This window comes from Corallococcus llansteffanensis, from assembly GCF_003612055.1.
In the GTDB taxonomy this organism is placed as follows: domain Bacteria; phylum Myxococcota; class Myxococcia; order Myxococcales; family Myxococcaceae; genus Corallococcus; species Corallococcus llansteffanensis.
This window is the reverse complement of the sequence record NZ_RAWB01000006.1, coordinates 1-20201: the sequence shown is the minus strand read 5'-3', so window position 1 is coordinate 20201 and position 20201 is coordinate 1. Positions and strand designations below refer to the sequence as shown.

Below are 20201 nucleotides of genomic sequence, written 5' to 3'. Positions count from 1 at the left end.
GTCCTCAGGCCGACTTCTGCTCGGCTTCGTCCTTCTCGAAGAGCAGCTCCAGCTCCCGGCGGCCGCGGGCGATGACCTCCATCATCTTCTTCTCGTCCTTGAAGACCTTGGACGTCTCCACCATCAGCGACTCGTCGTGCTCGCGGAAGCGCTCCACGGTGCGGCGGGCCTCCGTGAAGGAGAGGCCCATGGCCTGGAGCACGTCGTTAGACATGACGAGGCTTGCGTCGAACGTCTCACGCACCAGGTTCGTGATGCCCAGCTCCATGAGCTTGTAGGCGTGTTCGCGGTTGCGCGCCCGCGCGAAGACCTTCAGGTGCGGGAAGTGCTCCTTCACCATCTGCGCGGTGCGCAGGGACGCGGCCATGTCGTCGATGGCCAGCACGAACACGCGGGCCTTGTCCGAGCGGGCGGCGCGCAAGAGGTCCAGCCGGGACGCGTCGCCGTAGAACACCTGGTTGCCGAAGCGCCGGATGAAGTCGATGTGCTCCGCGCTCGCGTCGATGGCGGTGAACCCGATGCGGCGCGCGCGCAGCAGGCGGGCCACCACCTGCCCCACGCGGCCCATGCCGGCGATGATGACCGGGTGGTCCTGGTCCGGGGACACGTCGTACTCGCGCTGCGGGCCCTTGGGCTTGAAGCGCGGCGCCACCCAGCGCTCGTGCACGGCGGACAGGAACGGCGTCACCGCCATGGACAGGCCCACCACGAGCACCAGCAGGTCCGCCTGCGGGCGGTCCATCACGTGGAAGGACACCGCCAGCGAGAACAGGACGAAGGCGAACTCACCCCCCTGCGAAATCACCACCGCGAGGCTCAGCGCGGAGCCCGGCTTCTTCAGCCCCACGCGCCCCAGGCCGTACAGCACCAGGCCCTTGAGGAAGGTGAGGCCCAGCACCAGCGCCAGCACGCGCAGGGGCTCGCGCGCGAGCAGCGCCAGGTTCACCGACATGCCCACGGCGATGAAGAACAGGCCCAGCAAGAGGCCCTTGAAGGGCTCGATGTCCGCCTCCAGCTCATGGCGGTACTCGGACTCCGACAGCAGCACGCCGGCGAGGAACGCGCCCAGCGCCATGGACAGGCCCACCGCGCTGACGAGCGACGCGGTGCCCACGACCACGAGCAGCGCCGTCGCGGTGAACAGCTCCTGGCTGTGCACGGAGGCCACCGCGCGGAACACCGGGCGCAAGAGGTAGCGGCCCGCCAGCACCACCAGGATGACCACGCCCGCGGCCTTCACGGCCATCAGCCAGCCGGGCTCCGTGGACGGCGTGTCGGACACGCCCAAGAGCGGCAGCGCGGCCAGGAGCGGAATCACCGCCAGGTCCTGGAACAGCAGGATGCCGAAGGCGAGCTGCCCGTGCTCGGCGGTGAGCTGGTTCTTCTCCGCCAGCAACTGGAGCGCGAACGCGGTGGAGGACAGCGACAGGCCGAAGCCGGCGATGATGGACGCGCTCGTGGACAGGCCCAGCACGCGGCCCACGCCCGCGAGCAGCACGCCCGTCAGCACCACCTGCGCGCCGCCCATGCCGAACACCGACCGGCGCAGGCTCCACAGGCGCGAGGGCTGCAGCTCCAGCCCGATGACGAACAGCAGCAGCACCACGCCCAGCTCCGCGATGTGGAGGATGTTCTCCACGTCGGAGATGAGGCCCGCGCCGTAGGGCCCGATGGCCGCGCCCGCCGCCAGGTAGCCCAGCACGGAGCCCAGCCCCAGCTTCTTGAAGAGGGGCACGGCCACCACGGTGGCGGCGAGGAACACGAGCGCCTGATGCATGAAGGACATAAGGCGCCCTGCATGGCACGGCTTGACCCGCGGCGGCAACAGGGGGCGGCCGGGGCGGCCGGGCCGGTTCAGGCCTGCTGGGTCGGCATCAGGGTGACCTGCTGGAGCTCCGCGTTCCTGGAGCACACGCACGAGGCGCTGGGGCGCGCCGTCAGTGCTCGTAGGTGTCGCGCGGGCGCGCCAGGGCCCCGCCGCCCACGGCCAGGGCCGGGGTGACGGTGGCGGGCGCGCCCAGGGTCGCCACGGGCAGCGTGAAGGTGAAGAGGCTGCCGGTGCCCAGGATGCTCTCCGCGCGGATGGTGCCGCCGTGCGCCTCGACGAGCCCCTTGGCGATGGCGAGCCCCAGGCCGGTGCCCCGGCTGGCCGCGTCGCGCGCCTGCCAGTAGCGGTCGAAGATGTGCGGCAGCGCGTCCGGGGCGATGCCGTTGCCGGTGTCGCGCACGTCGAAGTTCACCAACCCCCCGCGCGTCGTCGCGCGCACCGCCAGCGTGCCGCCCGGCGGGGTGAACTTCACCGCGTTGCCCAGCAGGTTGCCCATCACCTGGAGCACGCGGCCGCGGTCGCACTTCACGCGCAGCGCCTCCGACGGCAGGTCCGCCTCCAGGTGCAGCCCCTTGGCCTCCGCGAGCGGCCGGATGGACTCCAGCGCCTCGGTGGCCAGCGCCACGGCGGTGTGCTCGCCCAGCTCCAGCGGCAGGTGGCCCGCCTCCAGGCGGCCCCAGTCCAGCAGGTCGGAGATGAGCCGCGACATGCGCTCGGCCGCGTCGTTGATGCGGTTGGCCTGCTTGGCCACCGCCTCGCCGCCGGGCTTGCCCGCGGTGCCGCGCAAGAGCAGCGCCGCGCCCAGCTGCACCACGCCCAGCGGGTTCTTCAAGTCGTGCGACACGACGGCGAGCAGGTCCTCGCGGGCGCGGGCCGCCCGGCGCGACTCACCCACCAGCCGCGCGTTGTCGATGGCGAGGCTCGCGCGCAGGCACAGGTCCTCCGCCAGCGCCAGGTCGTCCGGGCCGTACCGCCGCCCGGAGCCGGAGCTCACGAACGTCACCGCGCCCAGCGTGTGGCCGCGCGCGCGCAGCGGGATGATCATGTACGAGCGCGCCTGGAGCGCCTCCAGCAGCGCCGGGTGCGCGGGCTCCGCCGCCGCCGCGCGCAGGAGCGAATCCGTCACCGCCGGCACCAGCTCCGGCTCCCCGGTGCGCAGCACGCGCAAGAGGCCCACCGGCGCGTCGTCGCGCAACTCCATGCGCGTGGGCAGGTCGCGGGCGCGCTCCTGCTGCGTCGGGTCCAGGCACGCCACCGCCGCGCGGCCCACCCACGGGCCCTGCTCCAGCGCGTCCACCAGGCACCAGTCCGCCAGGTCCGGCACCGCCAGGTGCGCGAGCAGCGTGTACATGCCCTGCGGATCCGGCGGGTGGGTGAACAGCGTCGTCATCGCCGAGTAGAGGAACGAGCGTCGGCGCTCCGCCGTCTCCACCTCCGAGCGCGCCGCCTGCTCCAGCTCCAGCGCGCGCGAATAGACGGCCTCGGCGTCCGTGAGCGCCCGCGCCGTCACCAGCACGGAGGGCAGCGTGTTCGCGTCCGACGCCAGCGGCGTGAGCACCAGCGCGTGCAGCCTCAAGCCCTGCGCTCCCGGCCAGGGCGCCTCCACCGTGGTGGGCTCGCGCAGCGTCACCACCCGGACTCGCGCGGCCTCCAGCGCCGTCAGCGACTCCGTCGGCAGCCCCAGCTCGCTCCAGTGCCGCCCCGGCAGCTCCGCCGCCGTCCTTCCGAGCGCTCGAGCCCCGGCCGTGCTGCACGACACCAGCCGGCCCGTGCCATCCAGCAGGTAGGCAGGATCAGGAATCGCGGCGAAGACCGCGTCGTATGCCGGACCAATCGTGGGAGCGCTCATCTGGATGGGGGAACGGGGGGAGCCCCCATTGGAACCCGATATGGACACTTCGCACCAGGGCCGCCATTCCAGCACCGGTCCCGGAACGATGAGTTTCACTCAACCAACACTTCAAGGGCCTCTTCCGGCTGGCTGGAAGAGCGCCTGGAGGCGGCGGGCAATCTGCCCCAGGGGGAGGACCTCGTGGGCCAGGTTGGCCCCCACGACGACGCCGGGCATTCCGTAGACGATGGAGGTCGCCTCGTCCTGGGCCAGGACGTGCCCGCCTGCCTGGTGGACGTCGCGGATGCCGTCCAGGCCGTCCTGCCCCATGCCGGTGAGCACCACCGACAGGGACGCGCGCCCGTACGCGCCCGCGACGGCGCGGAACAGCCAGTTGGCGGACGGGCGGAAGCCCTGGATGGGGGCGGCGCCGGACACCTGGGCCCGGTGGTCCGTCGTCACGCCCAGGTGCTTGTCGTCCGGGGCCAGGTAGACGGTGCCCGCCAACAGGGGCTCGCCGTCCTCGGCCACCTTCACCCGCAGCGACGTCGCCGTGCCCAGCCACGTGGCCAGGCCCGAACCGAACCCCAGCGCGATGTGCTGCACCAGCAGGATGGGCGGCGGCGGCACGTCCCCGCCGCCGAGGTCGGACAGGATGCGGTACATGGCGGCGGGACCGCCGGTGGACGCCGCCATGGCGAGCACGGACGGCGGGCGGGCGGTGGAGGGCGTGGTGGCCTCCACCGGGACGGGCGGCGCGGCGGTGCGCTCCGGCCAGCGGCGCACCACCTTCACCTGGGCCATGGCCTTGAGCGTGTCGCGCAGGCGGCGGCTCTCCGCCTCGAAGTCCGGCGACTCCGGCCCCACCGGCTTCTGGAGCACCGCGAGCGCCCCGGCGCGCAGCGCGGCCATGGACGTGTGGATGTCGCGCTCCACCAGCGTGGACACCACCACCACGGGCGTGGGCGCCTCCGTCATGATGCGGCGGGTGGCGTCCAGGCCGTCCATGCGCGGCATCTGGATGTCCATCGTCACCAGGCTCGGCCGCAGCCGCTGGCACAGCTCCACCGCCTCCACTCCATCCCGCGCCTCGCCCACCACGGTGAGCGCCGGGTCGGTGCGCAGGATTTCCACCAGCAGCCGGCGGGCGGTGGGCGAGTCCTCGGCCACCAGGATGCGCAACGGTTCGTTCTTCATAGCAGTCGCCTCAGCGTCTCCAGCAGGCTCGTCGGGTCGAACGCGCTCTTCACGATGTAGGCGCTCGCGCCGGCGTTGAGGCCGCGCGCCTTGTCCTCGGGCTTCTCCCGCGACGTCACCAGCACCACCGGCACCCGCCCGAAGCGGGGCGAGGCGCGCACGGTCTCGGTGAGGGAGATGCCGTCCATGCGCGGCATCTCCACGTCCAGCACCAGCGCGTCCGCGCCGCCGGCCTGGAGCCGCTCCCACGCCTCGGCCCCGTCCGCGCACGCGGTGACGTCGTAGCCGGCGCCCTCCAGGATGCTCTGCTCCAGCATGCGCGTCGTGGGCGAGTCGTCCGCCAGCACCACGCGCCTGCGCACCGCCTGCTCCTTGGGCGTGGGGAAGAACTGCGCGGACGGGCGTCCTCCCGCCGCGCGCACGAGCGAGGCCGGGTTGAGCAGCAGCGCCATGCGGCCGTCCGGCAGCACCGCCGCGGCGGCCACGTGCCGCGCCCGCTTCACGCGCGAGCCCAGGGAGCGCACCAGCACCTCCTGCTCGGCGATGACCTCGTCCACCACCAGCGCCGCCTGCGCGGTGCCCGCCGACAGCACCACCGCCGACGGCCGCGCGCGCGGCGGGCCCGACGGCAGGTCCAGCACGCTCGCGAGCGACGCCAGCGGCACCAGCGCGTCCGGCGTCACCCAGGACATGCGGCCCTCCACCTCGCGCACGTCGGAGGGCGCCAGGCGCAAGAGCCGGTCCACGCCCTCGCTCGCGAGCGCCAGCACCTGCCCGCCCACGTCCACCAGCAGCACGCGCAGGGTGCTCAAGGTGAGGGGCACGTCCAGGGTGAAGCGCGTGCCCTGGCCCGCCTTGAACGCCACCTCCACGCTGCCGCGCAGGGCCTCCACCTGGGCCCGCACCACGTCCAGGCCCACGCCCCGGCCGGACACCGCCGTCACCTTCGCCGCGGTGGACAGCCCCGGCAGGAAGACGAGCCGTGCGGCCTCCGCGTCGTCCTCGGGCGCCTCCAGCCCCCGGGCCCGCGCGCGCTCGCGCAGCGCCTCCAGGTCCAGGCCGCGCCCGTCGTCCTCCACCGCCACCTCCACGCGGCTGCCGCGGAGCCGGGCGGACAGCACCACGCGGCCCTCCTCGGCCTTGCCGTGGCGCACGCGCTCCTCGGGCGCCTCCAGGCCGTGCGCCACCGCGTTGCGCACCAGGTGCAGCAGCGGCTCGCGCAGTGACTGGAGCAGGGAGCGGTCCAGGTCCAGCCCGCCGCCGTGCACCTCCAGGCGCACGCGCCGACCCAGGCCGTGCGCCACGTCGCGCGCGGCGCGCTCCAGCCCCGTGCAGCCCTCCTCGAAGGGGAGCATGCGAGAGCGGCGCACCTCGTCGTCCAGGCCGGTGGAGGACTGGAAGAGCGCGCGCCGGTCCTGCGCCAGCACCCGCGCCACCCGCGCCAGCTCCAGCTCCACCCGGCGCAGCGTCGTCTCGGAGGACGTGCCGCGCACCGTGGCCCGGAGCCCGGCGACGTCGTCGCGCAGCGACTCCAGCGACTCGGCGTGCCCCTCCAGGCGCAGCATCGCCACGCGCAGCTCGCCGCTGCGCCCCAGCAGCGCGTCCAGCTTCTGCCCGGACACGCGCACCGGCAGCGCCTCGCCGGGCACCACGGTCACGGGCAGCTCCGCCTCGGCGGGAGGCGACGGCTCGGCGGCCTTCTGCGCGGGCCCGGGGGGGAAGCGCGCGGGCTCCGGAGGGCGCTCCGGCGCCGGGGGAGGCGTGCCCTGCGCCGCCTGCTCCAGCTGGGGCAGCAGGGCCTCCAGCGGCGAGCCGGACAGGTCCTGGCGCGACGCCAGCCGGCGGCCCGCGTCGTCCAGCGCGTCCACCGTGGCGAAGCACAGCTCGAAGAGGTCCGGGGACGGGGCGCGCCCGTGGATGAGCGGCTCCAGCACCTCCTCCAGCCGGTGGCAGGCGGTCTCCACCCGGCTGGCGCTGGCCGCGCGCGACGCGCCCTTCACGCTGTGCAGCGTGCGCAGCAGGCCGGGGATGAGCTCCCGCGCGCGCGCCGGGGCCTGCTCCAGCGCGAGCAGGTCCCGGTTGAGGGACACGACGTGCCCCTCCAGCTCCTCCAGGAATGAGTCCAGCAGTGCCTGCGCCAGCCGGTCGCGATCCATGGCCTAGCGCCCGAACTCCCCGAGCAGTCCCTTGAGCTTCTGGCCCATGGCGTTGATGTCCTGCATCGCCCGCTCCGTCTGGCGCGACGAGATGAGGCCCTGCTGCGTGGCCTGGTTCACGTCATGCATCGCCTGGCGGATCTGCCCGATGCCGGTGGCCTGCTGGTTGGCGGACGCGGCGATCTGCGCGGCCGTGAGCGACGCCTGCGTGAGCAGGTCCGCGAGCTGCTGGATGGTGGCGCCCGCCTCCGTGACGACGCGGGTGGCGGACGACACGCTCTTGGTCCCCTCCTCGGTGGTCATCACCGCGCCGTGGGTGGCCTTTTGAATCTGCCCCAGGATCTGGCGCACCTGCGCGGTGGCCTTCTTGGATTGATCCGCCAGGGCCTTCACCTCGGAGGCGACGACGGCGAAGCCGCGGCCGTGCTCGCCCGCGCGGCTCGCTTCGATGGAGGCGTTGAGCGCCAGCATGTGCGTCTGTTCGGAGATGTCGTTGACGGTGGTGATGATGTCGCCAATGGCCTGGGCCTGCTCGGCCAGGGCGAGGATGCGCGACGCGATGGACTCCACCTGGTCGCGCACGGCGCCCATCGCGGACACGGCCTCCTCCACCGCGCGGCGGCCGGAGCGGCCCACCTCCTCCGAGTGGCGCGCGGACTCGCTCACCGCGCGCGCGCGGCCGGCGGCCTCTTCCGACGTCTTGGTGATCTCCTCGATGGTGCTCACCGTCTCCGTCACCGCGCTGCCCTGCTCCTGGGCCCCGGCCACCTGTTCGGTGGTGCTGGCGAGGATTTCGGAGGACGCGCCCGCGAGCTGGTTGACGAAGTCCGCCACCGTCTTGAGCGTGTGCTCGCGCTGCTCGGCCTGCTTCGCCAGCTGCACCTCGGCCTGCTGGCGGCGCTCGGCCATGGTGTTGAAGGCGCTCGCCAGGTCCGCCATCTCGTCGCGGCCGCGCACGTCGATGCGGTGGGACAGCTCGCCCCGGCCCAGCTGCTCGGCGCCCAGGGTGAGCTTGCGCAGGGGGTGGGTGATGCCGCGGGTGATGACGAAGCTGCCCACGCCGACGATGGCCATGCCCAGCAGCGTGCCCAGGCCGAGCACCCACAGGCTGTTCTGGGCGGACTGCCGCGCGGCCTCGGCGTCGCGCTCCCAGCGCTGCTGCTCCGTGTCGAGCATCTCGCCGATGATGACGCGCACCTGGTCCATCAGCTCCTTGCCCCGGCCGTCCAGCACGACGCCCGTCGCGGCCTCCAGGCCCTTCTCGCGACGCAGGCGGATGCCCTCCCTCAACCGCTCCAGCCGGGCGTTGACGATGGGCTCCAGGCGGGCCAGCCGCGAGCGCTGCTCGGGATAGGGCGCCATGGCCGTCCGCAGGGCGGACAGGTCCTCCTGCAGGTTGCCGAGCGCGGCGTTGTAGGGCTCCAGGTAGCTGTCCTGGCCGGTGATGACGAAGCCGCGCTCCCCCGTCTCCGCGTCCACCAGCAGCGCGCGCACCTCGCGCAGGATGCGGAAGTTCTCGTGGGCCGTCAGCAGGCCCTCCGTGGTGCTGGTGAGCTGCCGCGCGCCCTGGAAGGCGACGCCGGCGATCACCAGCAGGACCAGCAGGGACAGGCCGAATCCCAGCGCGATGCGATTCCCGATGCTCATGCGACTCCTTCTTCGGACAGCTCGAACACGAGACGGCTGTCACCCAGGAGGGCCTCTCCCTCCAGGACGAGTGTGCCGTCCGGGCTGACGCCAGCTACCAGCGCGCCCGCTTCCTCTTCCAGGGAGGGGGGCGCGGGCAACAGCTCCGTGCCCGTCAGCACCGCCACCTCCGTCACCTCATCCGTGCGCAGGCCCAGCTCCGGCCGCGTCGTGCCCACCACCAGCACCGGGCCCTGGGCCTGGGCCGCGGGCCGGCCGAACAGCGGCGCCAGCTCCACCACGGGCAGCACCTCTCCGCGCAGCAGCGTCAGGCCGCGCAGCAGGGGCGGCGCGCCCGGCAGCGGGGTGAGCTCCGGCGCGCGCATCACCTCCAGGATGAAGCGCGACTCCAGCGCGTACATCTGGCCCGAGGCGCGGAAGCGCAGCACCTCGCGCTGGCTGCCGGGCAGCACCGGGAGCTCGGCGGGACGGGCCAGGGCACGCGCGCGTGCGTCGAGCTGCGCCTGGGCCGCCTCGTCCGTGAAGGTGTCCCGCGCCTCGGTGGCGCGCTCCAGCTCCTCCAGCCGGGCGTGCGCCCGCTCCCAGTCGATGACTCCCTCGCGCTTCGGCATCAGCCCGCCTCTCCGCCATCAATCCCGGGGCGCTCCAGGCGCCGCCACTCCACGCGGGCCACGTCCGCCAGGGCTCCCGCGCGCTCTCCCTCCGCCAGTGGCACCAGCGCCTCCGGCGGCAGCTTCCGACACAGCGCTTCTGCCTCGCGGTACGCCCGTGCCGCGGTGGCGAACTGCGCCTGTCTGCGCAGCACGTGGCCCAGCAGCAGGTGGGCCACCGCGAGGTCCGGCTCCAGGTAGAGCGCCTGCCGCGCGGCCTTCTCCGCGTCCGGCAGCCTCGCCTGTCCCAGGAGCAGCACCGCCTCCAGATACCGCAACCCCGCGACCAGCGGGTGGCGAACCGCGGCCTCCCCGCACGCGAACACCGCCGCCCGGGGCTCCAGGTTGGCCAGCGTCCGCACCGCCGCCAGGGCGTGCTCCGGATCCGCCGCCTGGGCTCCTGCCCGCTTCGAGGCCTCCCGCCAGTCGCCGCGAGCCAGCGCCTGCCGCACGCCCTCCAACGTCTCCGCGTTCAACGTGAAGCGGGCGGGCTCCGAGGTGCGGTGGGGCTCCGATGCCCGGGCGGGCTCCGAAGTGCGGGCAGGCTCCAGCGGCCGGGCAGGCTCCGAAGTGCGGTGGGGCTCCGATGCACGGGCGGGCTCCGGTGCCCGAGCGGGCTCCAACGGAGGCGTGCTCGCGTCCCACGGCGCGCGTGCGTTGAACGCGTCGGTGGCCGGGGACACGGGCGGGAACGAAGGCGCCGCGGCCCGCTCCGCGGAGAACCCACCCGGAGCGACGCGGGCGGTGACGGGGGCCGCGCGCGCCGGGGTGAAGGGCGTGCCGTCCGCGCGCAGGGGCGGCAGGGGCTGGAGCGGAACGAAGTGCGCGGCGTGCGCGCCGGCCAGGGGCTTGCGGTACAGCACGCCCCACTCGGTGAGCACGGCCTCGAACGGCGCGTAGTCGCCGAGCGGCGGATCCGACGGGCCGGAGAAGAGGTAGCCGCCGTCGTCCAGGGACGCATGGAGGCGGCGGGCCACGCCCTCGATGGTGGCGGCGTTGAAGTAGATGAGGACGTTGCGACAGAAGATGACGTCCAGCTTCCAGATGCCGCTGTCGGCGGAGGGCCACGTCTCCAGCGCGAGGTTGAGGTAATCCAGTTGCACGCGGCGCTTCACGTCCGGGCTCAGCAGGTAGTGGCGCCCCTCCTGCTTGAGGTGGGCGCGCATGCGGTCCGCGGAGGGGCCGCGCAGGGACCAGTCGGTGTAGCGGCCCTCGCGGGCGCGGGCGAGCGCCGTGCGCGACACGTCCGTCGCGCGCACCATCATGTAGTCCTCCCAGCCCTCGGCCATCAGCAGCGCGGCGAGGGAGTAGGGCTCCTCGCCGGAGGAGCAGGCCGCGCTCCACGCGCGCAGCACGTGGTCCGGGCCGTGGCGCTCGCGCAGCTCGGGCAGCACGACGCGGCGCAGGTGGTCGAAGTGCTCGTGGGTGCGGAAGAAGTACGTCTCCCCGATGGTCAGCTCGGTGAGCAGGTCATCGAAGAGGGCGGGGTCATGCGCCAGCCGCTGCCGGTACGCCTCCACGTCCACCAGGTTCGCGCGGGCCATGGCGCGCTGGATGCCCTCCTCGGCGGCGGCCAGGCAGCTGGGCGCGGCGAGCCCCGCGCGCTCCTCCACCAGGGCGAGCACGTCCTTGAAGCCGGGGGACAGGTTGCCGCCAATCAAGCGGGCTCCGGCCGGGCCCCGAGCGCGGTGTCCAGTTGCAGCGCCTCGGCTTCGGAGAGGAACGAGCGCAGGTCGTGAACGAGCACCAGCCCGTCCGGCAGCTTCGCGACCCCGGCCACGTACCCCACGCCGGGCAGCTCGCGAGGAGACGCGTCCCACTCGTTGGCGGCGATGACGTGCAGCCCCTCCGCGCGGTCCACGCGCAGCGCCACCGGACGCGGGCCCGCGTGGGCGACGATGAAGTGGTCCATGGGCGACAGGGGCCGCGCGGCGTGACGGAAGCGGCGGCGCAGGTCCAGCACGGGCAGCAATTCGCCGCGCAGGTTGAGCAGGCCCTCCACCACGTCGGGTGCCTGGGGCAGGGGCGTGAGGCGCGCCGCGCGCACCAGCTCGCGCACGTCCTCCACCGGCAGGCCGTAGCGCTGCCGCTCCAGCGTGAACAGCAGGACTTCCTGTGGGCGAGCCTCCGGGAGCGGATTCATGGATGCGCGGCGCAGGGTACAAGACGCAGCGCACCCCGGGGATTCAGGATGTGGGCCCGTCCTCTAGAAGACGCTCCAGGAAGGCAGGGCGCCCGGTCTCCAGGGGAACGCCCGGCGAGCGGCCGTGAGTCCCGCGAGGAAACGCTTTTTCGCGCGGGACGTACCCGAAGGGACAGTCGCAAGCCGGCACGGCGCCGGGCATGGTGGGGTACATGGTTCGGCACGTCATCGTCGTGGGCGCAGGGCCAGGAGGGCTGTCGGTCGCCATCAACCTGGCCGGGCAGGGCTTCCGGGTCACCGTGGTGGAGAAGGACGCGGTGCCGGGCGGCCGGATGAAGGGGCTCAGGATGGGCGCGGACGGCGAGTACGCCATGGACACCGGCCCGTCCATCCTCCAGTTGCCCGGCGTGCTGGAGCAGATCTTCCACCGCTCCGGCAAGCGCCTGGCGGACTACGTCACGCTGACGCCGGTGGACCCGAACACGCGCGTGCACTTCTGGGACGGCACGCACCTGGACACGCGGCGCGACGTGGAGCGGATGGGGCAGGAGCTGGAGAAGTTCGGCGCGGGCAAGGCGCGCGCGCTGAAGGACTGGATGGAGGACGGGCGCCAGAAGTACGCGCTCGCCTACGAGAAGTTCATCTGCACGAATGCGGGGAGCCTGGGCTACTACGCGCCCTGGCGGCTCGCGCCCACGCTGCGCTTCAAGCCGTGGCAGACGCTCTACAAGCAGCTGGACTCGTTCTTCCACGACGACCGGATGACGTACGCGCTGGCGTACCCGTCGAAGTACCTGGGGCTGCACCCGACGACGTGCTCGTCGGTGTTCAGCGTGATTCCCTTCATCGAGCTGGCCTTCGGCGTGTGGCACGTGCAGGGCGGCTTCCGGGCGCTGGCGCGCGGGATGATGAAGTGCGCCCAGGACCTGGGCGTCACCTTCCGCATGGGCACGCCGGTGGAGCGCGTGCGGGTGGAGACGGGCCGGGCGGTGGGCGTGAAGCTCCAGGGCGGCGAGGTGCTGGACGCGGACGCGGTGGTGGTGAACGCGGACCTGGCCTACGCGGCGAAGAACCTGCTGGCCCCGGAGGTGCGCGAGGGCAGCCGGCTGACGGACCAGTCGCTGGAGCGGGCGAAGTATTCGTGCAGCACGTTCATGGCGTACTACGGGCTGGACCGGACGTACGGCGACCTGCCGCACCACCTCATCTACCTGTCGGAGAGCGCGCGCAGGACGGACCGCGACGCGCTGGAGGACCGGACGGTGGACGTGGACGACCCGCCCTTCTACGTGTGCAACCCGGGTGTGTCGGATTCTTCCGCGGCGCCGAAGGGGCACTCGACGCTGTATGTGCTCGTCCCCACGCCCAACACGGCGCGGCCGGTGGACTGGGCGAAGACGGAGGCGACGCTGCGCGAGCGCATCCCGAAGATGCTGGAGAAGGTGGGCATCCGGAACGTGCGCGAGCACGTGAGGGCGGAGCGCTACTTCACGGCGGAGACGTGGCGGGACGACTTCAACGTGTTCCGGGGCGCGGTGTTCAACCTGTCGCACACGTGGCTGCAATTGGGCCCGCTGCGGCCCCGGGTGAAGAACGCGCAGGTGGACGGGCTGTACTTCGTGGGCGGCGGCACGCACCCGGGCAGCGGGCTGCTCACCATCATGGAGAGCGCGAACATCGCGGCGGACTACCTCACGCGCGAGGCGGGCAAGGGCGGCCTGCCGGGCTGGCCGTACGTGCCGCCGCTGGAGGACGTTCCCCAGGCCGCCGCGAAGCCGCCGGCGCCCCAGGCCCTCGCGGGCTGAGGCGCCGGGTGTCTGTCATTGAGGCCCGGCGCTACACGGCGCCGGGGCGGCAGCTCACTTCCACGAGGATTCCGCCCGGGGCGCGGCAGTAGACGAGGGTGCCCCGGTTGTTGCGGATGACGTCGGAGACCTCCAGGCCGTCGGCCTTCACGCGCTCCTGGAAGGCGAGCACGGGGGCTTCGGAGTCCTGGAGGAAGCCCAGGTGGAAGTCCTCGGGGAAGGTGTCCGAGTCGCGCTTGCGGCGCTGGAGGACGAGCACGAAGCCCTCCTGCCCGCCGAGGATGGCGATGGCGGGCGAGTCGTGGTTCTTCGCGTGCGACGTGAAGCCGCAGTAGCGCGTGAAGAAGCGGGCGGTGGCCTGGACGTCGGGGACCTGCAGGTCGAGGTGATTCAAATGCATGGCGAGCCTCGAAAAGGCACACGGGTGCCTACGAAGGGCCGAGGGTTCTTCCTCCCGAGGGAGGTCGAACAAGTGCTTCCACCATGGAAGTGACCGGGGCTCACCGAACCGGTCCGCCGTTTTTCGACCGACGCGAAATCTAGGGGGCGCTCCGGGGGCGGCGCAAGGGCCTGCCCGCACCGTGACTCAGGACACGTACCGCTGTGCCAGCTGCGACACCTGCCCCGTCGCCTGCGCCACCGCGGTCGCCGCCGCCTGCGTGGTGTCCAGCTGGCGCAGCGTGGCGGCCATCAGCTCGTCCATCTCGCTCACCGCGCGGAAGAGCTGATCCACACCCGAGTGCTGCTGCGCTACGGCCTCGGCGATCTGCCGCACCGCGTGCGCGGACTCCTGCGCCAGCGAGATGAGCTCGCGCAGCCGCTCGCCGCTCTTGCGCAGCGGCACGAGCGCGGCCTCCACCCCCAGGGCGCTCTTGTCCGCCGTCACCACCGCCTCGCCCGTGGCCGCCTCCATGCCCTCCAGCAGCCCGCGCACCTGGCCCGTCGCCCGGATGGACTGGTCCGCCAGGTCGCGCATCTGCCGCGCCACCACCGCGAAGCCCCGGCCCTGCTCGCCCGCGCGGCTCGCCTCGATGGCGGCGTTGATGGCCAGCATGTGCGACTGGTCCGCCAGCGACTTCACCACCTCCGACACCCGGCCCACCTCCCGCGCGCGCGTGCCCAGGTCGCTCACCTGCTGGTTCAGCCCGTTCGTGAGGGTGCGGATGTCCGCGAGCCCCTGCTCCGTGCCCGCCAGTGACTCCTCGCCCAGCTTGCCCATCCGGGCCGCGCGCTCCGCCACCTGGAGGATGTTCCCCGCGCGGCTGGCCGCGAGCTTCGACGTCTGCTGGATCTCCTGCGCCGTGGTGCGCGCCTGGTGGATGGCCGCCGCCTGCCGGGACATCGTGCGGTTCTGCTGGTCGCTCGCCTCGGTGAGCCGCGTGCCCGCCTGCGCCAGGTGCCCCGCCGACGAGCGCAGCGACCGGGGCAGCTCCTGCAGTTGCTCATAGAGCAGCCACGTGCGCGCGGACAGGTCGCCCAGCTCGTCCGTGGACACCCACTGCGGCGGCTGCGAGCGGCCCTCCACCAGCGCGTCCAGCGACGCGCCAATCGCCTTCGCCCCCTGGGACAGCCGGCGCGCCGCCCAGGCCGCGGTGAAGATGGCACCCAGCGCCGCGAACCCGCCCAGCAACGCCACCGGCGTCGTCAGGTCGCTCTGCAGGGGCCCGATGCTCGAGCGCACCCGCGTCGCGCCCCGGTAGTCGCCCGCCACCTCCAGGTCGTCCGCCAGCGACGAGAGGTTCTTCTCCAGCCGCAGCTGCAACGTCGCGATGCTGGTGATGCACGTGATGAGCAGCGCGGACACGACGATGGCCGGCAGGAACCAGCTCTGCCGGGGCAGGAACAGCCCCTCCCCGGCGGGCCGCTCGTGCGGCGCGCGGCGGAAGGCCTCCAGCGTCACCGCCGCCAGCGTCCGCTCGTAGAGCATGTACATGAGGGGCGCGCTGAAGAGCCCCGCGCTCATCGCCACCGCCACGCCCACCAGGATGACCCGCGGCGGACGGTCCAGCGCCAGGCCGATGGCGCCGTTGAAGCAGATGCCGCCCAGGAACCAGCCCGCCTGCGCCTCCACGAACGTCAGCACGCCCGGCAGCCGCAACAGCCGCCGCAGCCGCTCCGGCGCGTTGCCGGGCTCCTCGTGCAGCGCGTGCCGCAGCAGCGCGCCCACCGCGCCAATGGGCACCACCAGCGCCAGCCCGCCAATGACGATGGGGGTGACGACCCCCAGCACGAAGCCCATCGCGCTCGAGTCCACGTCCAGCAACTGCATGTCGACGTAGATGGCGGGCGCCACCGCCACCGTGACGACGAGCGTGCGCAGCATCAGCAGCTTGAGGAGCAGCGCGCGTGCTGGGGACAGGGTCGGAGGTGGATTCATCGCGAGGACGGGTCCGGGGGAACCCACAGCCTGTGCGTGAAGAAAGGGTGCGTCAATGTCACAACTTCATTCTGTGACGGTAACTCCAGGGTCTCCCTGGATAGCACGCACGCAATGGGTAGGGCGGGCGGGTAGCAGGTCGGTCCAGGGCCTGCAAGCTGTCCGGTGCGCGACATCCCTCCGGCAAGGGGGCAGCCGGGCGGGCATGCCATCGCCCCTGCCAAGCGCGCGCGACATGCCCACCTTCTCTCCATCAACGCTTCACGCAACGACGTCAGGAGGACGCCATGGGTGAGTGGACGGACAAGGCCAAGGGCAAGGTGAAGGAGACCGTGGGCGTGGCGACGGGTGACCGCTCCCTGGAGGCCGAGGGCAAGGCCGACACGCTCAAGGGCAACATCAAGGGCAAGGTCGAGGACGCCAAGCGCGTCATCAAGGACGCGGTGGACGGCGACAAGGAGCCGCGCCGCGACGCTGATCCGTATCAGCGGTAGGCAGCGCACCCGTCCTTCAAACATTCGGGCCGCGGAAGCCTGTGCTTCCCGCGGCCCGAGCTGTTTCTTCTTCTTCGAAGGGTGTCGCTGCTCTCAGTTCCGCATCTTCTCGCAGGGACACGCCACTTCGAGGAAGGTGGTGGATTTGCCACTCACCATCACCCAGAGACAGCGCAGCACACAGGCTGTTCCGAACTCCCGGTAGATAAGTCCCAGGTTGGCAACCACCTCACGTCCGGTGATGACCCCGCGCATGACCCGCTCCCTTGCTTCCTGCCGTCCGACCCGCCGCCCATGGCAAGGTGTCTTGCCGGTCGAAGGTCATTGCAAAGGGCTGGCCGTTCTTCGGGACCTGCTTCCCTGAACCAACGTCCTGGGCTGGACGTCACAACTCCTTGAAACGTCGACCTCGGCCGCACGCCTGCCCGCGTCACGGTGCACGACATCGTGCCGTGCCCTGAAAACGTTACAGACGGCTTCGTTTCACGCGTAACGGCGGCCCTGTCCCGATGCCCGGGACGGGCGGGCAGTGGGGGCCCCGTCGCCCGGTCGTGGAAGCAGCGTCCCTGCGAGGCGCGTGGCACATCCAGCGCCCGACCTGAATCGTATGTGCATGGAGGCTTCGCGCGACGCGAAAGCCCGTGACGCCGTGCAGCGGCCGTCCCGCCCGTGCGTGAGTGGAGTTCCCGCCGGGCCCCTGGACGTCCGCGCCGCGAGGTCGAGGAAGGAGGGAGTCGTGATGAGACCGAACGTGTCTTCCAGGAGCGGTCCGCCCTTGTTGCCCGAAGGCCTGCTCCGCGCCCAGCGCGGGCTCAAGCGGGTGGCGGTGGCGCTGAACTTCTCCCTGCACTCGGAGTTCGCGCTGGCCCGGGCGCTGCGGCTTCCCCTGGCGCACGGGGCGGCCTTCAGCGTGCTGCACGTGAGCCCGCCGCTGGACGGCCACAAGGGGCCTGACGGCACGGTGGCCGGGGAGCGCTGTCTGCGCCGCGCGGTGACGTCGACCTGTCGGCGGTTGCGACACCGGCCGGACGTGGACGTGCGCGAGGAGCTGCGCACCGGCGACGCGCCGGGCGTGGCGGGGGCGCTGGTGAAGGAGCAGGGCGCGGAGGTGCTGGTGGTGGGCCGCCCCCCCCTGAAGTACCCCCCGGAGCCGCTGCCCGACGCGTGCATGGTGATGCGGCTGGTGCGCGAGGTGGACACGTCCGTGCTGGTGGTGGTGCCACACCCGGGCCGCGTGTACCACCGGCCCCTCGTCGCGGTGAGCTTCTCGCGCGAGTCGCGGCGGGCGCTGGAGCTGACCCTGCGCTTGTGCCCGCCCTCGACGCCCGTGGAGGTGTTGCACGTCGTGGACACGCGCGAGGAGGAGGCGGCCTTCCAGCGGGAGGACGCGCCGCTGGAGCAGTGGCTCCGGCTGCGACAGGAGCGCGAGGACGCGGCGAGGAAGGCCCTCGGGCGCTTCCTGGCGCCGTACCGGGAGACAGGCCGCGAGCTGGGCATCCGCGTGCGCACCGGCGACCCCCAGGAGGGCATCCTGGCGGAGTCCCTCGAGCGCGACTCGGACCTCCTGACCCTGGGCATGTCGTCGGTGCCGCCGCACCCGGCGCTCATCCAGGGGGTGCTGGGGCGCTCGGGCTGCGACGTGCTCATCTCACGCCACGTCGCCCCGTCCGCCGTCCTTGCGGACGGTGAGGCCCCACCCCGCCCCGTGGCCCACGACTGAGAGGCCAGCGCGGCGACCGGCAGCGCGTTATGAGGGGCGGCACCTTGTCACCCCCCGTCACGCCACCGCCGCCGTCGCTCCGTGCCCGCCTGAAGAACGCGGGCATCCTCTTCAAGCAGCTCCCCGGCACCTTCCGCCTCTTCTGGCAGGCGAGCCCCCGGGGCGCGGTGGTGCTGGGCCTGCTGACGCTGGTGGCCGCCGTGCTGCCCGCGGGCATCGCGTGGGTGGGCAAGCTCATCGTGGACACGGTGGTGGCGGCGGCCCAGGGCGACACCACGGCGCACACGCGGGTGCTGGGGCTGGTCGCCACGGAGTTCGCGCTGATGGTGGGCTCCGCGGTGGTGGACCGCGGCCTCACGCTCACGCGGGACCTGCTGCGCGCGCACCTGGGCAACCTGCTCAACGAGCGCATCCTCCAGAAAGCGCTGGAGCTGGAGCTCAAGCACTTCGAGGACTCGGACACCTACGACAAGATGCAGAACGCGCGGCGCGAGGCGAACGCGCGGCCGCTGTCGCTGGTGATGCAGGCGTTCAGCATCGTGCGCAACGTCATCACCCTGTCCACCTACGCGGTGCTGCTCGTGTCGCTGTCGCCGTGGAGCGTGCTCGTGCTGCTGGCCGCGTCCATCCCCGCGTTCATCGCGGAGGCGCGGCTGGCGGCGGAGGGCTTCCGGCTCTATTCGTGGCGGGCACCCGAGGGCCGCAAGCTCAACTACCTGGAGTGGATCCTCACGCGCGACAGCACCGTGAAGGAGGTGAAGCTCTTCGGGTTGGGGCCGCTGGTGCTGGGGCGCTACCGCACGCTGTTCCAGAAATTCTTCGCGGAGGACCGGGCGCTCGCGCGCAAGCGCATGGCGTGGGGCCTGGGCCTGGGCCTGCTGTCGCTGGCGGCCTTCTACGGCTGCTACCTCTTCGTGGCGAGCCGCGCTGCGGCAGGGAACATCTCCGTGGGCGACATGGTGCTGTACCTGTCCGTGTTCCGGCAGGGGCAGGCCGCGTTCCAGGGCATCCTCACCAGCGTGGGCTCCATGTACGAGGACGCGCTCTTCATGAGCAACCTCTTCGCCTACCTGGACATCCCCACGGTGGGGGAGACGCCGCGCGTGCTGCCCGCGCTCAGCCCGCCCCGGGGGCCTGGCAACGCCATCGAGCTGCGCGACGTGTCCTTCCGCTACGCGGGCAAGGACGCGTGGGCGCTGCGCAACGTGTCGCTGACGCTCAAGCCCGGCCAGAAGCTGGCGCTGGTGGGGGAGAACGGCGCGGGGAAGAGCACGCTCGTGAAGCTGCTCCTGCGCATGTACGAGCCGACGGAGGGGAAGGTCCTCTACGGCGGCGTCGACACGGCGGCCATGGACGTGGGCGACCTGCGCGGCCGCTTCGGCGCGGTGTTCCAGGACTTCGTGCGCTACCAGTTCAACGTGGCGGAGAACATCGGGCTGGGGCACGTGGCCGCGCTGGAGGACCGGCCGCGCATCCACCGCGCGGCGGAGCAGGGCGGGGCGAACACCGTCATCGAGACGCTGCCCGGCCAGTACGACACGATGCTCGGCGGCTGGTTCGAGAAGGGCCAGGAGCTGTCCAGCGGCCAGTGGCAGAAGCTGGCGGTGTCCCGGGCCTTCATGCGCGACGACGCGGAGGTGCTCATCCTGGACGAGCCCACCGCGAGCATCGACGCGGAGGCCGAGCACGCCCTGTTCGAGCGCTTCCAGGCGCTGGCCGCGGACCGCATCGCCATCGTCATCTCCCACCGCTTCTCCACGGTGCGCATGGCGGATCAGATCGCCGTGCTGCACAACGGGACGGTGCAGGAGCTGGGCAGCCACGACGAGCTGATGGCCCTCGACGGGCGGTACGCGCACCTGTTCCGGCTCCAGGCGCGCGGCTACCAGTGAGGCGGGGGGCGGCTCAGGGCGCCAGGGCCGCGACCGGGGCCTGCTTCGGCAGGTGGTCGCGGATGACGCCCAGCCAGTACGGCTTGCCGTAGTACTGGCTCATCTTCCCCAGCCGCTGCCCGTTGAGGAACAGCAGGAACGTGGGGATGCCGTGCAGGCCGAAGCGCGTGGCCAGGGACTCGTGCTCGTAGGCGTTGACCTTGACGACGCGCAGGGGCGCGCCCTCCAGCTCCGCCAGGAGGTCGGGTTCGGCCGCCGCGTAGATGTCGCAGTTCGGGCAGCCGGGGCCCCAGAAGTCCACCACCACCAGCTCGTCTCGGGGTTCCAGGACGAGCGCGTCGAAGGTCTCGACCGTTGCCTCGTAGCTCACGGGATGCGCCATGGCGTCCTTCCTAACCGCTGCCAGCCCGGGCTTCCACCCTGGCTGGCAGGCCCCGGGGCAGGCGGGCGCGGGGATGGAG

Annotated in this window: 15 protein-coding genes; 4 read left to right on the top strand and 11 right to left on the bottom strand. The window is 72.5% G+C overall.

The window, feature by feature from the left end:
- Window positions 1–4 precede the first annotated feature (4 nt).
- From D7V93_RS01120 to D7V93_RS01085, 8 genes are all read right to left on the bottom strand, one after another.
- Window positions 5–1786, bottom strand: coding sequence for a monovalent cation:proton antiporter-2 (CPA2) family protein (locus D7V93_RS01120; RefSeq protein WP_120641550.1), 1782 nt, complete (start codon window positions 1784–1786; stop codon window positions 5–7).
- Window positions 1787–1937: 151 nt separating this feature from the next.
- A complete protein-coding gene (locus D7V93_RS01115) occupies window positions 1938–3677 on the bottom strand; it encodes an ATP-binding protein (protein WP_120641549.1) in 1740 nt (579 codons plus the stop codon).
- Between the two features lie 111 nt (window positions 3678–3788).
- Window positions 3789–4856 carry a chemotaxis-specific protein-glutamate methyltransferase CheB gene (gene cheB, locus D7V93_RS01110; RefSeq protein ID WP_120641548.1) on the bottom strand — a complete coding sequence of 356 codons (1068 nt, stop codon included), beginning with the start codon at window positions 4854–4856 and terminating at the stop codon, window positions 3789–3791.
- Window positions 4853–7012, bottom strand: a complete 2160-nt coding sequence (locus tag D7V93_RS01105) for a hybrid sensor histidine kinase/response regulator (RefSeq protein WP_120641547.1) — start codon at window positions 7010–7012, stop codon at window positions 4853–4855. Before D7V93_RS01105 ends, cheB begins: the two co-directional genes overlap by 4 nt.
- 3 nt (window positions 7013–7015) lie before the next feature.
- Window positions 7016–8659, bottom strand: coding sequence for a methyl-accepting chemotaxis protein (locus D7V93_RS01100; protein ID WP_120641546.1), 1644 nt, complete (start codon window positions 8657–8659; stop codon window positions 7016–7018).
- Window positions 8656–9270, bottom strand: a complete 615-nt coding sequence (locus D7V93_RS01095; RefSeq protein WP_120641545.1) for a chemotaxis protein CheW — start codon at window positions 9268–9270, stop codon at window positions 8656–8658. The genes D7V93_RS01100 and D7V93_RS01095 overlap by 4 nt, the downstream gene beginning before the upstream one ends.
- Window positions 9270–10970 carry a CheR family methyltransferase gene (locus D7V93_RS01090; RefSeq protein ID WP_120641544.1) on the bottom strand — a complete coding sequence of 567 codons (1701 nt, stop codon included), beginning with the start codon at window positions 10968–10970 and terminating at the stop codon, window positions 9270–9272. The genes D7V93_RS01095 and D7V93_RS01090 overlap by 1 nt, the downstream gene beginning before the upstream one ends.
- Window positions 10967–11452 carry a chemotaxis protein CheW gene (locus D7V93_RS01085; protein ID WP_120641543.1) on the bottom strand — a complete coding sequence of 162 codons (486 nt, stop codon included), beginning with the start codon at window positions 11450–11452 and terminating at the stop codon, window positions 10967–10969. The genes D7V93_RS01090 and D7V93_RS01085 overlap by 4 nt, the downstream gene beginning before the upstream one ends.
- Before the next feature lie 212 nt (window positions 11453–11664).
- On the opposite strand from D7V93_RS01085, the gene D7V93_RS01080 reads away from it, so the two are divergent.
- Window positions 11665–13257 (top strand): phytoene desaturase family protein, encoded by a 1593-nt coding sequence (locus D7V93_RS01080; RefSeq protein ID WP_120641578.1) that lies wholly within the window; start codon window positions 11665–11667, stop codon window positions 13255–13257.
- Window positions 13258–13288: 31 nt separating this feature from the next.
- Here D7V93_RS01080 and D7V93_RS01075 read toward each other — a convergent pair whose 3' ends face one another.
- Both D7V93_RS01075 and D7V93_RS01070 read right to left on the bottom strand, forming a co-directional pair.
- Window positions 13289–13657: a VOC family protein gene (locus D7V93_RS01075; RefSeq protein WP_120641542.1), complete on the bottom strand. Its 369-nt coding sequence runs from the start codon at window positions 13655–13657 to the stop codon at window positions 13289–13291.
- 186 nt (window positions 13658–13843) lie between these two features.
- Window positions 13844–15634, bottom strand: coding sequence for a methyl-accepting chemotaxis protein (locus D7V93_RS01070; protein WP_120641541.1), 1791 nt, complete (start codon window positions 15632–15634; stop codon window positions 13844–13846).
- Between the two features lie 287 nt (window positions 15635–15921).
- Here D7V93_RS01070 and D7V93_RS01065 point away from each other — a divergent pair, with 287 nt between their 5' ends.
- From D7V93_RS01065 to D7V93_RS01055, 3 genes are all read left to right on the top strand, one after another.
- Window positions 15922–16128 (top strand): CsbD family protein, encoded by a 207-nt coding sequence (locus D7V93_RS01065; RefSeq protein WP_120641540.1) that lies wholly within the window; start codon window positions 15922–15924, stop codon window positions 16126–16128.
- Window positions 16129–16903: 775 nt separating this feature from the next.
- Entirely contained in the window at window positions 16904–17848 is a 945-nt protein-coding gene (locus D7V93_RS01060; protein WP_244237045.1) for a universal stress protein, read from the top strand.
- A 29-nt stretch (window positions 17849–17877) separates the two neighbouring features.
- Window positions 17878–19740 carry an ABC transporter ATP-binding protein gene (locus tag D7V93_RS01055; protein WP_120641538.1) on the top strand — a complete coding sequence of 621 codons (1863 nt, stop codon included), beginning with the start codon at window positions 17878–17880 and terminating at the stop codon, window positions 19738–19740.
- A 13-nt stretch (window positions 19741–19753) separates the two neighbouring features.
- Here D7V93_RS01055 and D7V93_RS01050 read toward each other — a convergent pair whose 3' ends face one another.
- Window positions 19754–20122, bottom strand: a complete 369-nt coding sequence (locus D7V93_RS01050) for a thioredoxin family protein (RefSeq protein WP_120641537.1) — start codon at window positions 20120–20122, stop codon at window positions 19754–19756.
- Window positions 20123–20201 lie beyond the last annotated feature (79 nt).